Source organism: Methylophaga thalassica, from assembly GCF_030159795.1.
In the GTDB taxonomy this organism is placed as follows: Bacteria; Pseudomonadota; Gammaproteobacteria; order Nitrosococcales; family Methylophagaceae; genus Methylophaga; species Methylophaga thalassica.
Map to the genome: position 1 here is coordinate 204,401 of NZ_BSND01000004.1, position 20,120 is coordinate 224,520.

At 45.0% G+C, this 20,120-nt stretch carries 18 protein-coding genes; 3 read left to right on the forward strand and 15 right to left on the reverse strand.

The features are described from left to right. Positions 1–6: 6 nt before the first annotated feature. The 8 genes from QQL60_RS05840 to rapA form a co-directional block, all read right to left on the reverse strand. The gene (locus tag QQL60_RS05840; protein WP_284722722.1) at positions 7–792 is read right to left on the reverse strand and encodes an SDR family oxidoreductase; all 786 of its coding nucleotides are present in this window, start codon (positions 790–792) and stop codon (positions 7–9) included. Next, on the reverse strand, positions 780–1,448 hold the full coding sequence (locus QQL60_RS05845) for an iron-containing redox enzyme family protein (RefSeq protein ID WP_284722723.1): 669 nt from the start codon (positions 1,446–1,448) through the stop codon (positions 780–782). Before QQL60_RS05845 ends, QQL60_RS05840 begins: the two co-directional genes overlap by 13 nt. After that, positions 1,449–2,930, reverse strand: coding sequence for an AMP-binding protein (locus QQL60_RS05850; protein ID WP_284722724.1), 1,482 nt, complete (start codon positions 2,928–2,930; stop codon positions 1,449–1,451). Then, positions 2,923–3,633: a thermostable hemolysin gene (locus tag QQL60_RS05855; RefSeq protein ID WP_284722725.1), complete on the reverse strand. Its 711-nt coding sequence runs from the start codon at positions 3,631–3,633 to the stop codon at positions 2,923–2,925. Before QQL60_RS05855 ends, QQL60_RS05850 begins: the two co-directional genes overlap by 8 nt. 78 nt (positions 3,634–3,711) lie before the next feature. Further along, positions 3,712–4,971: a TolC family protein gene (locus tag QQL60_RS05860; RefSeq protein ID WP_284722726.1), complete on the reverse strand. Its 1,260-nt coding sequence runs from the start codon at positions 4,969–4,971 to the stop codon at positions 3,712–3,714. 80 nt (positions 4,972–5,051) lie between these two features. Continuing rightward, the gene (locus QQL60_RS05865; protein WP_284722727.1) at positions 5,052–8,186 is read right to left on the reverse strand and encodes an efflux RND transporter permease subunit; all 3,135 of its coding nucleotides are present in this window, start codon (positions 8,184–8,186) and stop codon (positions 5,052–5,054) included. After that, positions 8,183–9,421, reverse strand: a complete 1,239-nt coding sequence (locus QQL60_RS05870; RefSeq protein ID WP_284722728.1) for an efflux RND transporter periplasmic adaptor subunit — start codon at positions 9,419–9,421, stop codon at positions 8,183–8,185. Before QQL60_RS05870 ends, QQL60_RS05865 begins: the two co-directional genes overlap by 4 nt. Before the next feature lie 16 nt (positions 9,422–9,437). After that, entirely contained in the window at positions 9,438–12,287 is a 2,850-nt protein-coding gene (gene rapA / locus QQL60_RS05875) for an RNA polymerase-associated protein RapA (protein WP_284722729.1), read from the reverse strand. Positions 12,288–12,493: 206 nt separating this feature from the next. On the opposite strand from rapA, the gene QQL60_RS05880 reads away from it, so the two are divergent. Then, positions 12,494–13,078: a YigZ family protein gene (locus QQL60_RS05880; protein ID WP_284451208.1), complete on the forward strand. Its 585-nt coding sequence runs from the start codon at positions 12,494–12,496 to the stop codon at positions 13,076–13,078. On the opposite strand, the gene QQL60_RS05885 is transcribed toward QQL60_RS05880, so the two are convergent. The 7 genes from QQL60_RS05885 to QQL60_RS05915 form a co-directional block, all read right to left on the reverse strand. Then, complete coding sequence (locus QQL60_RS05885; protein ID WP_284722730.1) at positions 13,062–13,706, reverse strand: class I SAM-dependent methyltransferase; 645 nt, start codon at positions 13,704–13,706, stop codon at positions 13,062–13,064. The two genes, QQL60_RS05880 and QQL60_RS05885, sit on opposite strands and share 17 nt — an antisense overlap. Further along, a complete protein-coding gene (locus QQL60_RS05890) occupies positions 13,707–14,429 on the reverse strand; it encodes a DUF445 family protein (protein ID WP_284722731.1) in 723 nt (240 codons plus the stop codon). Then, complete coding sequence (locus QQL60_RS05895; protein WP_091714020.1) at positions 14,422–14,706, reverse strand: hypothetical protein; 285 nt, start codon at positions 14,704–14,706, stop codon at positions 14,422–14,424. The genes QQL60_RS05890 and QQL60_RS05895 overlap by 8 nt, the downstream gene beginning before the upstream one ends. Positions 14,707–14,724: 18 nt before the next feature. Beyond that, on the reverse strand, positions 14,725–16,017 hold the full coding sequence (locus tag QQL60_RS05900; protein WP_284722732.1) for a M18 family aminopeptidase: 1,293 nt from the start codon (positions 16,015–16,017) through the stop codon (positions 14,725–14,727). A 75-nt stretch (positions 16,018–16,092) separates the two neighbouring features. Then, a complete protein-coding gene (locus QQL60_RS05905; RefSeq protein WP_284722733.1) occupies positions 16,093–16,548 on the reverse strand; it encodes a hypothetical protein in 456 nt (151 codons plus the stop codon). A gap of 43 nt (positions 16,549–16,591) precedes the next feature. Beyond that, positions 16,592–17,020 carry a hypothetical protein gene (locus QQL60_RS05910; protein ID WP_284722734.1) on the reverse strand — a complete coding sequence of 143 codons (429 nt, stop codon included), beginning with the start codon at positions 17,018–17,020 and terminating at the stop codon, positions 16,592–16,594. 4 nt (positions 17,021–17,024) lie between these two features. Then, on the reverse strand, positions 17,025–17,486 hold the full coding sequence (locus QQL60_RS05915) for a YcgN family cysteine cluster protein (protein WP_040576208.1): 462 nt from the start codon (positions 17,484–17,486) through the stop codon (positions 17,025–17,027). Here QQL60_RS05915 and QQL60_RS05920 point away from each other — a divergent pair. Together QQL60_RS05920 and ppk1 are read left to right on the forward strand one after the other, a co-directional pair. Further along, positions 17,485–17,964, forward strand: a complete 480-nt coding sequence (locus QQL60_RS05920; protein WP_284451213.1) for a DUF6231 family protein — start codon at positions 17,485–17,487, stop codon at positions 17,962–17,964. The genes QQL60_RS05915 and QQL60_RS05920 overlap by 2 nt on opposite strands. Positions 17,965–18,030: 66 nt before the next feature. Further along, positions 18,031–20,118: a polyphosphate kinase 1 gene (gene ppk1 / locus QQL60_RS05925; protein ID WP_273180506.1), complete on the forward strand. Its 2,088-nt coding sequence runs from the start codon at positions 18,031–18,033 to the stop codon at positions 20,116–20,118. Positions 20,119–20,120 lie beyond the last annotated feature (2 nt).

The window sequence follows — 20,120 nt, forward strand, 5'->3', positions numbered from 1 at the left end:
TCTCCATTAAAAATAACGTTTTATGATAGGTAGTTGTTTAATAATTGATTTATCAACAATGCCTGGCAGGATACTGTTGATTTTGACAAACAGTTTTTCAGGCCAGCCAAAATAATGTCTTCGATTATCCGTCAGCAAAAAGTCGACAATGGCATTGGCTACTTGCTCAGGGCTGTCCATCGCACTGCCTAATGCTTTGTTCATTTCATTGACATTGTCGTTATTAAGCGCTGTTTTTGTGGCGCGAGGTGCAAAGTAACGCACATCCACCCCGCTGCCAGCCAGTTCACGATGAAGGGCTTCACTAAAACCCCGTAAGCCAAACTTGGTAGCACAATAGACGCTATAACCGGGCATGCCGATACTTCCCAGAATAGAGCCAACATTGACGATGGTTGATGGCGCATTTTTTTCCAGTAAAGGAATAAAATCGCGTGTTAGTGCAATCTGTGAACTCAGATTAATCGTTAACATCCGTTCAATATCATTATCTGAATGATCGGTGATGGCAGCAAAACGGTTGATACCCGCCAAATTAATGATCATTTGCAGCGGATAAGGCAGATTTTCACAATAATCCAGCAGTGACTGGCGCTGCGTTGTCTTGCTAACGTCAGCTACAAAGTCGTAATGCTTTTCGCCTAAGCTGACGTTCAGTTCAGTTAACTTGTCTGCATTGACATCCGTCAATATCAACTTAGCGCCCTGATCGTGTAATGCCTTAGCTAACTTTTGCCCGATACCACCGGCGGCACCGGTAATCAGAATGGTGACATCTCTCAGACTGTGCATGGCATCTTCTCTTCAGTCAGGCTACGGAAGATGTTGCCGTAGAGATAATAAAAGCGTTTGGCACTATGAATAATGAGATCTTGTTCGGCGGGATCGGTGATTTGATTCATCAGACCTTCGAAGAATTTGACATGATCCTGATCCAGCGCTCCATGTGATCTCAGATAACTAAAGGCTTTAGTCGGTAAACCTAGTGCATTTTGAATACTTTCTGCGGCTTTGTCTGCAGTGGTGATACTGGTACCTTCCAGCACATGTACCATGCCAAAAAAACCTAAGGGATTGATGCGATGTACCATGTCATAAGCATAGGCGACCATCATTTCTGTCTGCAGATTTGGCTGACTGTGTCTTACCGCTTCTTTATCAGCACCACAGGCTGCGATATCGTTCAGTATCCACTCCTGATGGCCTAATTCTTCTTCGATATATTCTGCCACGGCATTACGTAGCCATTCTTTCTGTTCCGGCAAAGCGCCACCGACACTCATCAGCAATGGTACGGTATGTTTAACGTGATGATAGGCCTGCGTCAGAAAGTTAATATAAAGCTCGGTAGTGATATCGCCTGTCATCGCTTTAGCAATGATCGGTGCACTGAATAATTGTTCACGTGCTGCTGCTGTTTCTGTTTTTAATCTGTCGAAAAAAAGCATTTATGCCTGCTCCTTGTATAAAGCATTTATTTGATGATGGTAGCTCTCTAATATTTGTTGTCTGACAGGACGACCATTTGCCGTCAACGTGCCGTTTTCCACACTGAGTGGCCATTCAAAGCGCTGCCAGTCTGCCAGTTGTGCGTAATCTGGCAGGCGTTTGTTGACCAGGGTGATCCATTGGTCAATCATGGCGTCAGTGATATTGTCAAAACGAGGCTGAACCAAGACACTGCAATGTGATTTTGCATCTCCAATCACCGTGCAATAGGCCAGAATAGGATTAGCCAATAACTCGCTTTCCACCCACTCCGGATTGATATTTCTGCCAAAGCTGCTGATTAACAGGTTTTTACGGCGACCATTAATGTGCAAATAGCGGTTTTCATCAATAAACCCTAAATCACCAGTAGCTATCTGCTCTGGATACCAGCTATCAGGATGATTGATATAACCTAAAAAGCAGTTGCCGCAAACGATGATTTCGCCGGACTCAATACTGACTTTTACATGATCAAGCGTCTGACCGACACTGCCTATTTGACGTTGTTTTGGACTATTCAGGCTGACAACCGAGCTGCATTCTGACAAGCCATAACCTTCGTAAACCGGTAAGCCTAAATCATCAGCTTTACGTAATAAGTCTGCTGATACCCGACTGCCACCCACCGCAATAAATTTCAAACTGCCAGGTACTGGCCAGCCTGTTTCAGCGGCTGACACCAGGGTTAATAATAATTCGGGTAATAACACCACACTTTCTGGCTGTTGTTTGCTCAGCGTTTGTAAAAATTGCTGAACATCAAAACCTCGTCCACCATTAAAGCCGAGCTCGGCTGCTGGTAATAAGGTGACCGATCCTCTGCTAAGTAATGGTGCGTAAATGCCGGCTAGATTTTCCAGTAAGGTGGTCAGCGGTAATACACAAAGGTGTTTGATAGCTTGTAATTCTGTACGTTGAATAATGGCATCAGCCACAGCTAATTGATTATCTGTGCTCAAACACACCCCTTTAGGCTGACCAGTAGATCCCGATGTAAAGGTAATTTTTTGGGTTTTCTCTGGAATTTGACTCTGACCATTCTTGGCTAATGGAAACAAAATAAGATTGTCCGTTAACGACAGATGCAGCTGGTCAAACAGCTTGAGTGATTGAAATAATGTCGTGCCTTTCGATTCGATTAACGCTAATGCGCCACTTTCACTGATGGCATGATGTTGTTGTTCGGCCGAAAAAAAGGCAGGAATAGGCAAACTGATGACTCTGGCTTGATAACAGGCCAGATCAATACACGCCCAGTCGACACTGTTGTCGGCATATAAGGCAACGACATTCTGTGCATAAGGTAAAAGCAGTTCCGTTAGTCTATCCACTTCGTCTATCATCTGACGCCAGGTCAGCTGACGATATGGGTCCTGCAAGGCCAGTGCGTTTGGCTGTTGTGCCGCAATCCGACGTAAACGTTCGACTAACTCAGCCATGACGGAAACTCGCGACAAATTCATCTAATTGATGCTGATAGCTTTGACGCAAATATAGCATAAGCGGATTGTCAGTCAGTTTTGCCATGGTTTGTCGGATATTTCCGGCCACTACCACTGGCTTATCATCGTAATAACTACCCCAGCTTGCCCCTTTATCTGGCAACCTGGTCGGGTCTGCAACACGGATGGCAATAGTCTCAATATCTAATTTTGCCAACCACTGTGAAACGGCTGAATTAGCCGTAAATACAACCCATTCATAACCGGCTTGATAGAACAACTCAGCAAGAAGTAAAAATAGTGTTTGAGTCGCACGTTGTCGGCCGGAGGCCAGATTGCCTATTTCCACAATCGCATCACGTTGAACGACTGTTTGGGTAAGAATACTGAGCGTCGTTTGAATATCATTCTCAAGATAATACTCAAGAAAAAGGTGTGATGAATAACTGGCTGGCTGAAAACCAAGTGCTGCTGAAACTAAACCGCCTGTCCTGGCAGACAAGATAAACGGCAGAAAATGGCTGATCTCTGCACCGTGTTGTTTTTCAAAGCGCTGATAAATAAATTGTTCAGCGTCCATTCGTCCCGGCTCATTCGCTTTTGCCAGCGTGAGTGGAAAAACAGGCTGAATAATTTGTCGCTCAACGACGCGTTGAGAGCGACTTTTAGTGACAGACTGTGCAAACGATCTAGCTTCCATAAAATTCCCCTTGGGAGGTGGTATGGAAGCTAGATTAAAAAAAAAAGCTTAACGAAAAATTAAGCTTAGAGGGCTTTATTAATTATTAGACAAAATCATCCCATATGATTGATTTAATTCAGAAATCTGTTGCTTTATTTGAACTTCCAACAGACGCTTTCTGCTCTCATTATCATTCGCCAGCGCCTGACTGCGCAATAAATCAATCAAATTAATTTCACCTAAATCAAAGGCACGTTTTTGTAATTGGTAATACTGCTGGGTGGTTTTATTTTGTTCCGTGATCAAGTCCAGCTGCTGTCGACTACTGTTTAATTCTTCCTGAAGGGCGACTTGTCGTGTTTTTAGCTGACGCCATAATGATTGACGTGCAACCTGAGCATCAGCTAATTCGGCTGAGGCCTGAGCGATGGCAGGTTGTCTGTATGCCTTATCATCCAGCGCCATGCTGAATCCGATGCCCATACTGTTGGTATAGTCTTCCGCCCTATCTCCCCGTTCTCGTCTTACGCCTACAGACAGGCTGGGATTTACTGCGCCATCATATTGTGCCAGCCCCATTTGTGCCTGTAGTCTGGCTATCAACTGATCCTGTAACTGCAACTGCGGATGTTGCTGTAAGTCCTCAGTGGTGTTGCTAACGGCTTCTTCCACCTGCTGCGGCAAGGCGTTCTCACCGGTAATCAGTTGATAAATTTTCAGCCGCTGTTGAAGCTGCGACTGTGCATTCACCATTTTGCTGTGCGCTTCAAGCGTGTTACTGCTCGCCAGTAAACGTTCAGTTGAAGCTAAATCCCCGGCTTTTACTCGCGATTCAACATCATTTTGTAATTTTTTCGCGTTTTCCCAGGTCAGTTTGGCTTGTTCAAGTTGGGCTTCGGCCAGTTTCACCTGCCAGATTTGTTGTCTCACTTCACCAGAAGCTTCCAGTTTCAATGCTTGCTGATAAGCAGGCAGTTCGGCTGCTATTTTGTCTGACAAGGCCTGTTGCTGTTGTTTTTGACCTGGCAACCATAACGGTAAATCAACACCGCCTTCCCATTCTTGAAAACCGTGTCCGGTCCCCACTTCATCACTGAACAGGCTCAGATTCCCGGTCACCGGCTCGGCAAACAAGGCCTGACTGTATGTATCATTCGCCTGCAGCAATTGGCGGTATTTATCTTCAGCTAATAATCCCGGTAATCGCTGATATACCTTATCCGTTAGTGAAGCTAAATCCAGGTTAGCTGCATAAGGCACGCTGCTACTGACCGTCTCACTATCTTCTGCAAAACTCACCACAGGACTCAATGTGCCTATCAAGGCAGCTATAACATATGAGGTATAACGTCGCATGAAAAATCCTTAAATAAATGCTGATCTATCCAAATTACAACAGCATGCACAGTGATTGTTAAATCAGACTTAACACAGTATCAAATTGTCACTGAGTCTGTTCGTTTCGGCAGAAATTTATTAGCAACTCGTTCGTAAACGGCCAGCATGGCGGGTATCACCAATAAGACTAAAACTGTTGAAAACATCAGTCCAAATGACATGGAAACCGCCATGGGGATTAAAAACTGTGCCTGTAATGATGTTTCAAATAATAAAGGCGTGAGTCCGGCGATCGTCGTGAGTGAGGTCAACAACACCGCGCGAAGACGTTGTGTTGAGGCTTCAATAATGGCTTGCTGTGCCGGCATTCCGGACTCGGTGAGTTGTTTGAAAAACGTCACCAGAATGATGGAATCATTCACAACAATGCCTGATAAACCAAAAATACCAAACAAAGACAAAATGGTCAGATCAATACCGAGTAACCAATGTCCAATTAAGGCACCAATCAAGCCAAATGGAATCGCTGCCATTACCACCAGTGGCCAGCCATAGGATGAAAACACCCAGGCCAGCACCAAATAAATCATAATAAAGGCCAGCAATGTGCCTTGTGCCATATCTGACATGGTATCAGCCTGCTCTTCTGCTCGGCCTTCATAACCAACTTTCACGCCGTATTTAGATGATATTTCAGGTAAAAAAGCCTTTTTCATATCTTCTAAAATGACATTATTGTTATTCACTACAGAGTCTACTGTCGCGGTGATATGTATCGCTAACTGACTGTCGGTATGCCTGAGCACATCAAAGCCGCGGCGTGACTCAAACTCAACGACACTGGATAAGGGCGCACTCCCGCCATTAGGCAAACGCAACATGAAGTTTTCTAATGTCGCCAGGGTGTTACGCTCGGCATCAGGCAACATGACACGTACTTCAACCTCATCATCACCATCCTGAAAAATCTGAACTAATTGCCCATCAAACGCGGCCCGTAACTGGCGCCCTACGTTTTCAACGGTTAACCCCAGCACTTCGCCCTGGCCTTTTATCCGATAAATCAGCTGTTCCTGACCATAAGGCATATCATCTTCAATGGCGCTGACACCGTTGTAATTTTTTAATTGTTCAGCCACCTCATGTGCGGCTTTTTTTAATTGCTGCGCCGCAGCGCCAGTGAGGCGAATATCAATATCACTCCCAGGTGGGCCACCACGCGCTTCACTGATGGTAAATGTCTCAATCCCCGGCGGTAAGCTGATATGTTCACGCCAGTCGTTAATAAAATCTTTGTTTCTGATATCACGTTGGTCTGGCGATATCATCTCCAGCTGAACAGAGCCGAAACGCTCGTCTGCTTGGCTGCTACTGACATTAGAATTTGCAGATGAAGCACTGCCCAGTCGAGTGACCGCCATTTTGACAATGCGTTGTTCATAGTCCGCTTCAGCTTCATCGAGTGCCAGATTGATATGTTGTAAAAATTGCTCAACATCCTGCTTCGGTGTGCCGGCGACAAAGCGAGCATTAGCGGTAATTGTGGTGCCTTCCGGTGATGGAAAGAAGTTAAACAGGATTCTGCCACTGGCCAGCAAGCTGATTGAAATGATCAATAAAGCCAGTGTGAGGCTAATGGTCACCGCACTGTTTTTCACAGCCATAGTCACTAACGGTCTGAAAAACTGCTCACGAAAATGCTCAAACTTTTCATCCAACCAGCGTCTTAACCGACCTGGATCAAGATGATGCATTGTATGAAAAGTATGGCGTAAGTGGCCGGGAAGTATAAGAAAACTTTCTACAAGTGAAGCAATGATTACACAAATCACCACAAAGGGGATATCGAATAAGATATTGCCAATCACTCCACTGATAAGCATCAGCGGTAAAAAGGCTGCAATGGTGGTTAAAGAAGAAGAAATCACTGGCGCCAGCATTCGCCTTGCCCCGCCCTCAGCGGCTAATAATGAGCGTTCTCCACTTTGATAGTGTGATAACGCATCTTCACCCACCACAATCGCATCATCAACAATAATCCCCAGCGCCATGATCAAGGCAAACAGGCTGATCATATTAATGCTACCGCCCAATATATACAGCACGGTCAATGCAGCCATAAAAGAAACGGGAATACCCACGGCTACCCAAAAAGCCACTCTGCCGTGTAGGAATAAGAAAAGGATAGCCAACACCAGTAATAAGCCACTGAGACCATTACTGAGCAGCAAATTGATGCGTTCCTGTATCAGTGACCAACTGGCATCATAAACGCGGATATCTACACCTTTGGGTAAGCTGGGTTTAGCCTGTTCCAGCCAGTTTTCCATAATCCTCGCTGATTCAAGGGCATCGGCATTTTCTGTTCGTTGCAATGCAATTTCAACGGCGGGTTGTCCGTGATAAAAGACTTTCACCTGATCACGCATAGCGCGGCGTTCCACATCAGCCACATCGTCAAGCAGTAGACGACGTCCCTGATAATCACTTTTTAAAGAGATACTGCCAAAGGCATCAGCATTCCGGCGTTGGTCAAGACTACGAATTTGCCGGGTCGTTTCACCATTGCCAATCTCGCCTGCCGGTAAATCCTGACTCTGGTCAGCGACGCGTTGACTGACATCACCAAAACTTAAACCCAAAGACTCTAGTGTCGAGGTGCTGACTTTAATCGCCATCTCTTCATCTGGTAATCCGGTGATAGTGACTCGTGAAATACCGGCATCCAGCAGTTCGTGTTCAATTTGATGAACTAAGCCACGGAGTTCGTCTAAATGACCGTCGGTAGTGACCAATAATCGGGCAACATTGTCATAGTGTGTGGCAATGCTGATTTCGGGTGTTTCAGCATCCTTAGGCAGGTTGCGGAGCCGGGCAACATGATCTTTCACCTGATCAAGCGCCGGGCCCATCTCAGTGCCTTCATCAAACTCCAATGTCACCAGAGACGAACCATAAGATGAGGTCGAGGTCATTTTGTCGACATAATCGATGGTGCGAAGCTCTTGCTCAATACGGCTGGTTAACGAGTCTTCCACATCTTCTGCACTGGCACCGCGCCAGACCACATTGATAGTAATCACATCCAAGGCGAAGTTTGGAAAAAACTGGGTATTGAGTTTGCTCAATGATACAAAACCACCAATCAACATCATCAGCATCAACAGGTTTGCTGCAACCTTATGTTGAGCAAAAATACCAATGATATCTGCGCGATGGGTGGTGGAACTCACAACTTGGTCTCAACCGCTAAACCGGTGATGGCATTGGGAAGCTGAGTAGTGACAATTAAATCACCGCTAGCAATCTCGTCACTTCGGATTAATAAACGATGTTGATTATCTTTGCCGACGACTTCTCCTACGCGTTCAATGGTGACGGCTTTTAAGTGACCATCTTCAATCAGATAGACACGGTCCAAACCATATAAAGCACTGAATGGCAGCTCGATCACGTTGTGCTGTTCTGATAGCTGTAACTGCAGCTCAACAAAGGTACCAAGCGGTAAGTTATTTGGATGATTCACTAAGCGAAACAAGCCGTCGATACCACCACTATCAAGCCTGACTTCACCTGAAAGCCGTTTTAATTCAAGCTTAACCAGTTCATCATCAATCATCGCCGTCGCCTGAATAAGCTGATGGCGTTGCATCATTTGTCGGATTTGTTGGCTATAACGTCCTGGAATCTGCGCCCGCACTTCCAGATTATTGAGATCGTAGACATTAATCAGACTATCACCGGGTCTGACCCGATCACCCACGGCAACATTTAGCTTCGCCACCCGGCTCGGGAACGGTGCTCTGATATCTGTTCGTTCTAGATTGACTTCACTTTGCTTCAGCAAGGCTTCTGCCCGTTTTTTTGATGCTTCTAGCTGGGCGATTCGTGAAGGGTGCTCAGCAATATCATTTTGTAACTGCTTTAGCGCCAGCTCTTGTTGCTGATAAGCGGCCGAAGATTCATCCAAAGCCGCTTGTGAGGTTAATTTATTTTGTTCGAGTTTTTTTGTGCGTTGCACCGCTTTATCGGCGAGGTTAACAAGTTGTTTTTGATTTTCTAATAATGCGAGATCACGTTGATAGCGGACATTTTCATTGGCAATTGAAGCGATAATTTCATCGACATCGGCCTGACGCTGCTGTTTTACTAGTTCAACATCTGTTTTATCCAATTGCAGCAGCAACTCTCCCTGAGTCACGGTTTCACCTTCTAACACCAGAACTTGCTCGACATCGGCTTCGACAGCCGCTTTTAGCGTGGCATCACGAGGGGTTTCAATGCGTCCATATACGGTGACTTGAGGACTTACCGTGGTCATCTGCGCTGCTATCGCATTCACCAGCCAGGCTTTTTGCTGTGTATCCTTTGGCGTGGCTTTTGGTTTCGTCGCAACAAGCACCACGACAATCAGAATGGTCAGGCCAAGAATTAATACCGGTAATAAAAATTTTTTCAGCTTGACCATCCTGGGCTCAGTCTCTTTAGTTATTGGGTTCTGTCACTATAGCAACCCTGATGGCATCCAGTGATAATGAAGCCGATTGGATACCGCTATTCAACTTATCTTGACGCTGTTTCAGGTAATCCAGTTCTTGTGGGCGGATATTTGGATTGACCTTCGCTAGTGCGCTGAGCCGTTGATACTCTTGCTCCAATTCATTGTTCATATTGTCCAGCGCTTCTTGTTTAAGCGTTTTTTCCATATCAACAACCGCTTTTTTGGCTTGCTCCAGCAAGTTTTCCACGGGACTTCGGGCATGACGAATCAGTTCTTGTGCGGTGGCGCGCGGAATACGCCCTGCCATTTTATTAAAATCCTGCTCTTCAAACAGGGTTTGATATTGCCTGCCACGCTCATCAACCACCAGTCTGATATGGCTTTCAGAAATAAAACGCTGAATCTGTAAGTCACGTTCAGACACGGTTCGCATAACAAATATCGCTTCAAGTAACAGGCTGCCAGCTTTCACCTCATCTGTTGCCAGTGTGCAGAAAGCGCTATTACCAAGCTCACTATTTAACACCATATCAATGGCGCCCAGCACCATAGGATGTTCCCAGGTCAGGAATGTCATGTCTTCACGCCCTAAGGCTTTATGACGCTGATAGGTGGCGGTTAGACCTTCATCTGGCAGCTCTGGGAACTGGGTCTGCATATGAGTGCCAGGCTCGATAATAATACTGTCGCTACTATGCGGCTGTTGATCCACACCAAAGGCATCAAACACATCATCCATAAAGCCCGCTAATTCAAGTGAACGTGACAGCGACTCGACTTCGCCGACCACATATTCGGCATGGGATTCATTATAAGAATGGCGTTCCAGTAAACGGTGACGACCCGACTGTAATTCAGCCAGGGTTTGCTCAGTCACTTTTTGTGTTTGTTTTATTAAACTGTCTAATGCTTTGTTGTTTCCAGGTTCTGCCATTGCGGCTTGTAACTGTTGTTTGGTCTCTCCGGCAATACGTTGCCCTGCTGCCAAAACCTGTTCAAACGCATTCATACCATCGTGATACCAATGCAATAACACAGACTGAGCTGTACCCGCATAATAAGGCACATGAATATGCACATCATGATGCTGACCGATACGGTCTAAACGGCCGATCCGCTGTTCCAGCAAGTCCGGATTTACCGGTAAATCAAATAACACCAGATGATGCGAGAACTGAAAGTTACGCCCTTCACTGCCAATTTCAGAACAAACAAGGCATTGTGCCCCTTCTTCATCATCGGCAAAATAGGCCGCCGCCCGGTCACGGTTCACCAGGCTTAAACCTTCGTGGAATACCGCTGAACGGATGCCTTGATTAATATTCAGGTAGTTTTCAAGCTGCTGAGCTGTGTCAGCTTGAGCACAGATAATCAAAATCTTGTCATCACGGTGTGCTTTTAAGAAATCGACCAGCCAGCTCACACGGCTATCATTTTTTAACCAGTCAGCCTCAGTAAAATGCTGCTCTGGCAAAATAATATGGCTCACCTCTTCACCGACCAACGCTTGCGGAAGTGACAATTCATACTGATGAAGAATACGGTTGGGGAAACCTTTCACTACATCACGTGTATTGCGATACAACACCCGACCAGTACCGTGTCTGTCGAGCAATTGTTGAATCGCATCCACTTTAGCGACTGTAAACTGGTCTTCTGAGCTTAATTGCTGAAATAACAGCTCATCGATGTAGTCCTTAAGCTGCGACTGCTGTGCTGCTGATAATTGTGCCCAGGTTTCAGCCGCATCAAGCTGTTCAATTAATTCGCTGACCGGTTGATAAGCTGCTTCCTGTTTCACGAAGTCATCAAAATCAAAGAACTTATCTGAGTCTAATAAACGCAGACGCGCAAAATGGCTTTCGATGCCTAATTGCTCCGGCGTCGCAGTTAATAACAATAAAGCAGGAATTTGTGCGGCCAGTGTTTCTATCAGTTGATAACCTTCGCTTGACTGTTCAGGTGACCACGCCAGATGATGGGCTTCATCAACAATTAGCATATCCCACTGGGCTGCCAGCATATCCATTTGCATTTGCGGATTGGCTAATAAATCGTTCAAACCACACAGAACAAATTGTGCACTGTCAAAAGGATTACCTTCATCCAGCTCTTGCAGTGCTTCATGGCGCTCATGATCAATCAATGTGAATGTCAGATTAAAACGGCGTAGCATTTCAACCAGCCATTGATGTAATAAGGCATCAGGTACCACAATAAGCGCGCGTCTGACCTGGCCCGATAACACTTGTTTATGTAGAATCAAACCCGCTTCGATGGTTTTACCTAAGCCCACTTCATCGGCTAATAACACCCTCGGCGCGAAACGCTGTGCCACTTGTTGAGCAATATAGAGTTGATGAGGTAAAAGCTGAACTCGTCCACCTAATAATCCATATACAGGTGACTTCACCAGTTCATGTTGATAACTGAGTGTTTTGGCACGTAATTCAAACTGACTGTTTTTATCGACCTGCCCGGCAAAAAAGCGATCCTGCGGTTGATTAAAGTGCACACGGCTATCCAAATCCATTTCGTGGATACTGATCGGCTCACCCGCCTCTGTATCACCTTGATAGATATAACAGCCATTAAAGGGCTGCACGGCACTAATCACAAAACTCACGTCTTCACGGGTGCTGACCTTATCACCTTCAGAATAGATAACCCGACTCAATGGCGCATTATCGGCAGCATAAAAACGACTTTCTGCTGCGGCAGGAAAAAATACTTCAATACGACGTCCGCTGCTTTCCTGAATAATACCCAGACCCAGCTCTGCTTCACTGTTACTGACCCAGCGCTGACCTACGATAAATGCACTATCTGACAATGTGGTTTGCTCCGTAATTTCATAATTTTTTATTCAACACCTTGTTGCTAAGCTGTTATGCGGCGATAGAATGAGATCATCCTCTTCAATCAGACTGACGCTAAGCCATAAACTAGGCTCAGCAAGTTGCCTTATAGCCCCGACAAAATGTTGGTAGGCACAATATGGTAAATTGTTGGCTTATTTTTTCCTATAGCCGAGTGTTCATGGCCACAGAATTTTACACTGTAGAAACCACGACTGAAGTGGAATATGAAATAAAAAAATCCCGATTTATTGGCGTTATCATGCCCTGCCAAAGTGAAGATGACGCTCTTCGTAAATTAGGTCAGCTGGCCCGGCAACACCCACAAGCTAATCATCTCGCTTTTGCCTGGCGTATTCGCCAACCAGAAGGTTTTTTGACCGAACGTTTTCATGATGCAGGTGAACCCTCCGGCACCGCAGGTCGTCCGATACTGGCGCCGTTAGAAGGACAGGATCTGATTAATACCGTGATTGGTGTGATCCGTTATTTTGGTGGCATCAAACTCGGTACCGGCGGTCTTACCCGTGCTTATGGTGCAGCCGCAAAACAAGCGATTGCCGAAGCGAATATTGTTAAATGGGTAGAAATGGCACAAATGACATTAGAGATTGATTACTCCCAACTTCAGTTGCTGGAATATCAACTCAAACAGCTACGCGGGGAAATCATTGAGCAGAATTTTACTGATAAAGTCGTCGTTACCCTGGTGTTACCCGCCCAACATCAGCAGGCTATCCGCCAACAATTTATAGCGAGCTATTAGCTTGGAATTGAATTAAGCGACCTTCAATCATTGCTTTCTTAAATCCATATTTATCAGCAATATAACTTACAGTATTACGATGATACATGAAGACATGTGTCGGGTCGTTTTTATAATTCCAGCGATGAAAATCGATACCTTCATGGTAGATTTCTGTCATACAAAACAGTCGACCACCAGGCTTCAAGAGCTTTCTTAACTGAGCAAAGCTTTGTGCAGGGTGATGAAAATGTTCAATGACTTCGCAACTGCAAATATAGTCATATCGCTGCTCTAAAAGTGCGTCATCATTAAAAAATAAAGGGTCATACGCGGCAATAGCAAAACCTGCTTGCTGCAGTACATGAGTAATGACCGGGGCATGACCGGCACCGAAATCCAACCCCTGTTGGTGAGATTGAAACAATTGCTGAACGAGTTGGGTAATCGGGGCAACAAATCGCTGAAAGCGGCTGTCTTCCACATCATTCAAATGTTCCAGATAACGCCGTTGTTCTGCTTCACGATCCGGCCATAAAGCCGGATCCATGAAAATGCCATAACAAAACTGACATTGATGATATAAATGTTTTTTGAACTGATAAAACTCACTGGCCTGATGCTGGCACAGCGGACAAATAACACTCATCTATAGTGGTAAGAAGCTGGTAATAAAACCAATCAAACCACCAAATACCCCACCCCAGACAACTAACCAGCCTAAATGGGTACGAATCATGTCCTGAACAATGTTTTTCACCATTTGTGGTGTCAGTTCTTCCAGTCGTGATTCCACAATATGCTCAATTTGTAGATGAATATCATCAAACACTGCATGACTGTTTAACTTAGATCGGACACTTTGCTGAAAAGAATCGCTATGGGCAATATCATCCAGCGAGCGCGTCATCTTTTTAATAAAAGGTTCACGTAGCGGCTCTAAAGCAGACTTGCCGCCAAACATCGATAACATACTGCCAAAAGACGACTCCATGATTGTAGCGACAAGGCTATCGTAGACGGGCTCTAAGTCAGTATTTTCAATCACATCGGAGAAATCCAGCGGATGTTGAGAATTATCTGACACTAATTCAGCCAGAAACCGATCGACATTGTCTTTACTGAAAAATTGCTGCATCACCAGCTTATGAATGCCCGCTTTAAACTCTTCAAAGCGCTCAACAATCACGCCAGAACCATATAGTCCTGGGACTTTCTCAAACAGCATATGAATGGCAATCCAGTTAGTCAGACTGCCAGCCAGAGCAAACAAACCTGTGGCCAGAATGGCTTTTGAAGCTAGAGAATCAACAAATAAACCGGTGGCAACAAAGGTGGCAGCCACCAGATGGGTAATTAAACTCTTATTCATCGGTCCATTTAGTTAATGCGTTGATAATCTGCGATGCTTGATCACGGCTGGAAATATTAAATTTCGAGCGTTGGCTGTACTCGCCATTACGCTTCTGGTATCGACGAATGGTGTATTTATCCGGACCAAACTCGCCTGTTTTACGATCTAAATCCTGATAACGGAACATCACTGTTGCCCACGCACCTTTGGTTAAGATGACTTTATCTAACTCTTTAACCGTCATGGTATCGCCTTCATGATATTCAACGGTTAATTCGTCTACTGTCTCAGCCATAGAATAAAAACTCCTAGATTATTTTTGATTAAAATAGGCGGTCAGCACTTTACAGAGCATCACCGCGTCCTGACTACCTGCTAATTCACGAATCGAATGCATGGCAAATGTGGGTAAGCCTATATCGATTGTTTTAACGCCAATATGAGAAGAAGTAATGGGGCCAATCGTGCTGCCACAGGCCATATCTGTTCTGACCACAAAATCCTGCACTGGCACATTATGCTGCTGGCACAATTGCCTGAATATGGCGCTGGTTTGACTGCTGGTGGCATAGCGCTGATTAGCATTGGTCTTAATGACCGGTCCTTTGTTTAATAAGGGACCGTGTTCAGCATCATGTCTGTCGGCGTAATTCGGGTGTATCGCATGGGCGTTGTCAGCCGATATCATCATCGATTGTTCCACCATGCGTTGATAGGCCTCAGTATTCATCGCAAGACGTTGCAGTACCGACTGCAAAAATGTGCCTTGCGCACCGGAAACAGATTGACTGCCCACTTCTTCATGGTCATTGCACACCAGTAAGGCAGGTCGTGTTTTATCAGCAGCCAGCAAGGCCTGCAAACCGATATAACAGCTCAGCAAATTATCCAGTCTGGCACTACTGATAAAATCAGCAGATAAACCAATCACTGCGGCTTTTTGGGTGTCATAAAAACACATTTCATAATCCAGCACCCGACCAATATTGATATCTGGATACTGTTGCCGACATTGTTGTTCCAATAAAGCGCGGAAATCCAGGCTATCGCCATCATCGACTTGAGCCAGAATCGGTGGTAAATGCAATTGCGGATTAATATTACGGTTCTGATTCACTTCACGATCCAGGTGAATCGCTAAGCTTGGGATCGTCGCAATCGCCTCTTTAAAATCAATAATGACCTGTTCAATCTGCCCTTGAGCATTCTCATAACTCACTCTGCCAGCCAGTGATAAATCACGATCAAACCACGGATTTAATAAAGCACCACCGTAGACTTCAACACCAAGTTGCAATAAGGTCTGTTTCACCTTTTCCGGTTTGGGTTTCACTTTCAGGCAAGGGCTATCAGTATGTGCACCGACCATGCGTATGCCACTGCTGACTAATTCTTGTCCGTTTAGCGTAAACGCAATGATAGATGCCTGACGAATAACAAAATACTGACCAGCGTCTAACTGTCCCCAGCTGTCAGCTTCATGAAGCTGAGTAAAACCATTGTCTTCCAGTAATGTCTGCATGGATGCAACCGCATGATACGGTGTTGGTGATGCATCAAGAAAATCACACAAACCGGGATTAAAATCACTTGGAGTATATTTCATAGTCAGCGTCATATTATTTGGAAGAGGTTAAAGTCGGCTTATGATACCGATTTTCAAGTTGGCTTGTTACTGATGTTAATCTTCTAAAATTTGGCCACGGTAGATTCGTAATGGCTTTTTCACTTTTTCACGTGGCTTATTCGACACAGTTGAGGTTTCAGCTTCCTCAATTTCAACACCACGGTAAATGCGTTTTTTACTTGTCGACACGGGTTTAGCAGCCTCGCTGCTGCGCTCCTCAAATGACACATTTAAAAACTGAAATATGTCGATGTCATCATCAAGAAAGCTGCGTCCGGCTAATGGCATTTTCAGATTAGGTTTAAAAGAATACCGCTCAATATCCAAATTAAACCAGTGTTTTAATACTTGTTCGCCACGCAGAGATCCGTGTGATAAAGCGACGACCCGGCCATTTTCCAGCAGAATATGACAGGCCCGGTTTTCTGTTGTTGTAATAAAGACAGTTCCTGTCTTGCCAGCTTGAGACAGCGTGTAAATTTCTTTAAGAACGTCCGTATTATCTATCATCAATTATCAGGCAATGGCTCAGGCTTGTTTATTAAAGGTTAGATTACAACAGCTCGTCATCATCTTTCACTTTTTTTCTTGGCCGTTTGGATAAGCCGCCATGTAAACGACAACGATCAGCCAATGCACCGATGCCCCAGCCTTCGGGTGGTCTGATAGCGACTGAGCGTTTACAACGCTTACCCCCAGTAAGACGAGCGCCGCATTCAGGGCGGTAGCGTTTCGCTTTTTCCCAACCTTCCAGTGTTTGTGAGGCTTTGCGTATCACTTTCACTTCGCGGGGTGACAGTTGACTCTGGTCAACCGGATGGTTTTTTTGATCCGTTTGCCGCCACCAATAACGTACAACCGGTACAGGAAGGCCAAATCGCCGAGCCAAGTCATCAGGTTTACGGTAAATTTCCATCTCAAGCAGCAATATAGCGGCTTGTTCTAATCGGGCAGTAAACTCTCGGCTCTCTTGTGGTGTCATTTAACTAATTGGCCTCATAGCTCAGCGAAATAATAGCTTCAGTCAGCTCTTCTATTTCATCTTCCGGTTGAGCAATACCACGCACAGAAATACCCGCTTGATGAACACTATCCGGATCACCGCTAATCAGCGGATGCCACTCAGGCAAATCTTCACCTTCAGCTAGTAAACGATAAGCACAGGTTGCAGGCAACCAGTCAAAATAGTGCGCATTTTCGATGCTTAATTGAATACAGTCCGGAATGACGGTTTGACGATTCTCATAATCCTTACAGCGACAGCTATGGATATCTAATAAAGAGCATGCGGCTTTTGTGTAATACATGCGTCCATCATCTTCATCTTCCAGTTTGTGAAGACAGCAACGCCCGCAGCCATCACACAGGCTTTCCCATTCATCGTGTGTCATCTGACTGAGTCGTTTGTGTTTCCAGAATTCAGTAGATGTTTTATGCTGCTTAGTCATGACAGATTCTATCGCCCTATCCAGCTTGCTTACCCCTCTCATCAGGCAGTTCAATCCTAAAACGATTTTAACGGCCGGAGAGACAGCAGCTAGTTGTCTGCAAACCGATAATGATACTAGATTGCAGCATCTGACGACACCGTTTAAACAGCAGCAACTGCATGATATTGAACCAGTAGACCTGGCCGTTATCAGTCACTTAACGGAGTCACTCGAAAAACCAGCAGCCCAAGCCTGGCTTGGTATGATCAAGAATCAATATTCGCCTCATGTTATTCTCATCAGCCATACTGAACTGGCGGCTAAAAACGACTGGCAATTCACCGACTATCTGGCAATGGGCTTTAAACATATTGCGGGTACAGAGGAAGGCTTGCGCATTTTTAGTTATGCGATAGAAAACTATCAGCCTAAACGTGATTGGCTGAATAGCCGGTTCTGGGCCAACCCCGAAATGTACGACAAATACCGATGGTAATTCATCGCATTGTCATAAAACTGCATTATTATAAAAAAATCTGTGTAAAACGATCTGAAAGGCAATATGACTGAAGAAAACGCTTTAGATTTAAATAACCCGGCTCTGTACATCAACCGTGAATTAAGTTTACTTGAATTCAACTGGCGCGTTTTGCAGCAAGCGCTTGATCCTAATGTGCCTTTGCTGGAACGTCTTAACTATTTATGTATCTCCAGTACCAATCTGGATGAGTTTTTTGAAGTACGTGTTGCCGGCCTGATTCAGCAGATCGAAATTGGTGATCCTTACATTGAATCCGATCAGATCACTGCACAGGAATGTTTGAAATTAATTAACCAGCGCGCGCATGAACTGGTCGAAGAACAGTACCGTGTCTTGAATGACGTGTTATTACCTGAGTTAGATCAGGAATCTATCCAGGTTTTACCACGTGCACAATGGACAGATGAGCACAATGCCTGGCTGAAAGACTATTTTCAGGAAGAAATTTTACCTATCCTCAGTCCAATGGGTCTGGACTCGGCGCATCCCTTCCCACGTTTACTCAATAAAAGTTTGAACTTTATTGTGTCACTGGTCGGCAAAGATGCCTTTGGTCGTGACCGTGGTTACGCCATATTACAAGCTCCTCGCGCACTTCCACGAGTTATTCAGCTTCCAGCTGAAATGGTAGCTGAAGGCGAATACAAATTTGTGTTCCTGTCATCCATTATCCATGCCTTTGCTGAAGATCTATTCTTTGGCATGAAAATAAAAGGTTGTTTCCAGTTCCGGGTGACACGCAACAGTGATCTGGCCATTGATACCGAAGAAACCAGTGATTTACTTGCCACCATTGCAGACGAACTAACACAACGTAACTACGGTGATGAAGTGCGTTTGGAAATTGCGCATAACTGTCCTGAAGATATGGTTGAGTTTCTGCGTAATGAATGTGCGATGGAACGTGACAACGTTTATCTGGTAAATGGCCCAGTTAACCTGAGCCGTATTCAAACTGTCTGTTCTCTGGTGGATAGACCGGATTTAAAATTCAGACCATTCACTCAAGGTCGCCCGAGCGGTTTAAGTCTGGATGTCGATATTTTTGATGCTCTGCGTAAGCAAGATATGCTGTTGCACCACCCTTATCAGTCATTCACGCCAATTATTGACATGATTCGTCAGGCAGCGGCTGACAGTAGTGTCCTAGCTATAAAACAAACCTTATATCGTACCGGCGCTAAATCACCGATTGTTGATGCCTTAGTTACGGCTGCTCAGGCAGGTAAAGAAGTAACCGTGGTGGTGGAGCTGCGTGCACGCTTTGATGAAGAAGCTAACGTCGCATTAGCATCACGACTGCAGGAAGCGGGTGCCCATGTGGTATATGGCATTGTCGGTTATAAAACCCATGCGAAAATGCTGCTTATCCTCCGCCGTGAAAATGGCAAGCTACGTCGTTACGTTCACCTGGGTACAGGTAACTATCACCGCAGTACATCGCGTATTTATACCGACTACGGTCTACTGACTTCTGATAAACAAATAGGCGAAGACGTTAACAATCTGTTCATTCAGTTAACCAGCCTCGGTAAAATTCCTCAGATGCATAAATTGCTGCATGCACCATTCACTTTGCATGAAGGCTTGCTGGCAAAAATCGAAAAAGAAATTGATTCAGCAAAAGCAGGCAAACCAGCCCGAATCATCGTTAAAGTGAATGCTGTTGTTGAACAGGAAATGATTCAGGCGTTTTATCGCGCCTCAATGGCTGGCGTTAAAGTCGATCTGATTGTCCGTGGCATTTGTTGTCTGAAACCAGGAGTTGAAGGCCTGTCTGAGAATATTCAGGTCAGAAGTATTATCGGTCGTTTTCTCGAGCACACTCGTGTTTTCTACTTTGAAAACCAGGGTTCACCTGAAATCTGGGCTGGTAGTGCAGACTTAATGAAACGGAATTTATTACGTCGTGTTGAAACCTGTTTCCCGATTGAATCGAAAAAATTACGCACCCGTATTATGGAAGATTTAGAACTCTATCTGACTGATAACACACAGGCATGGATTCTAAATGCTGATGGTCGTTATCACCGTGTCGACAAGGAAGAGTCAGCGCCCCAAATTTCGGCACAAACCGCCTTGCTGGAACAAATGGCGAAATCGTTTTAGAT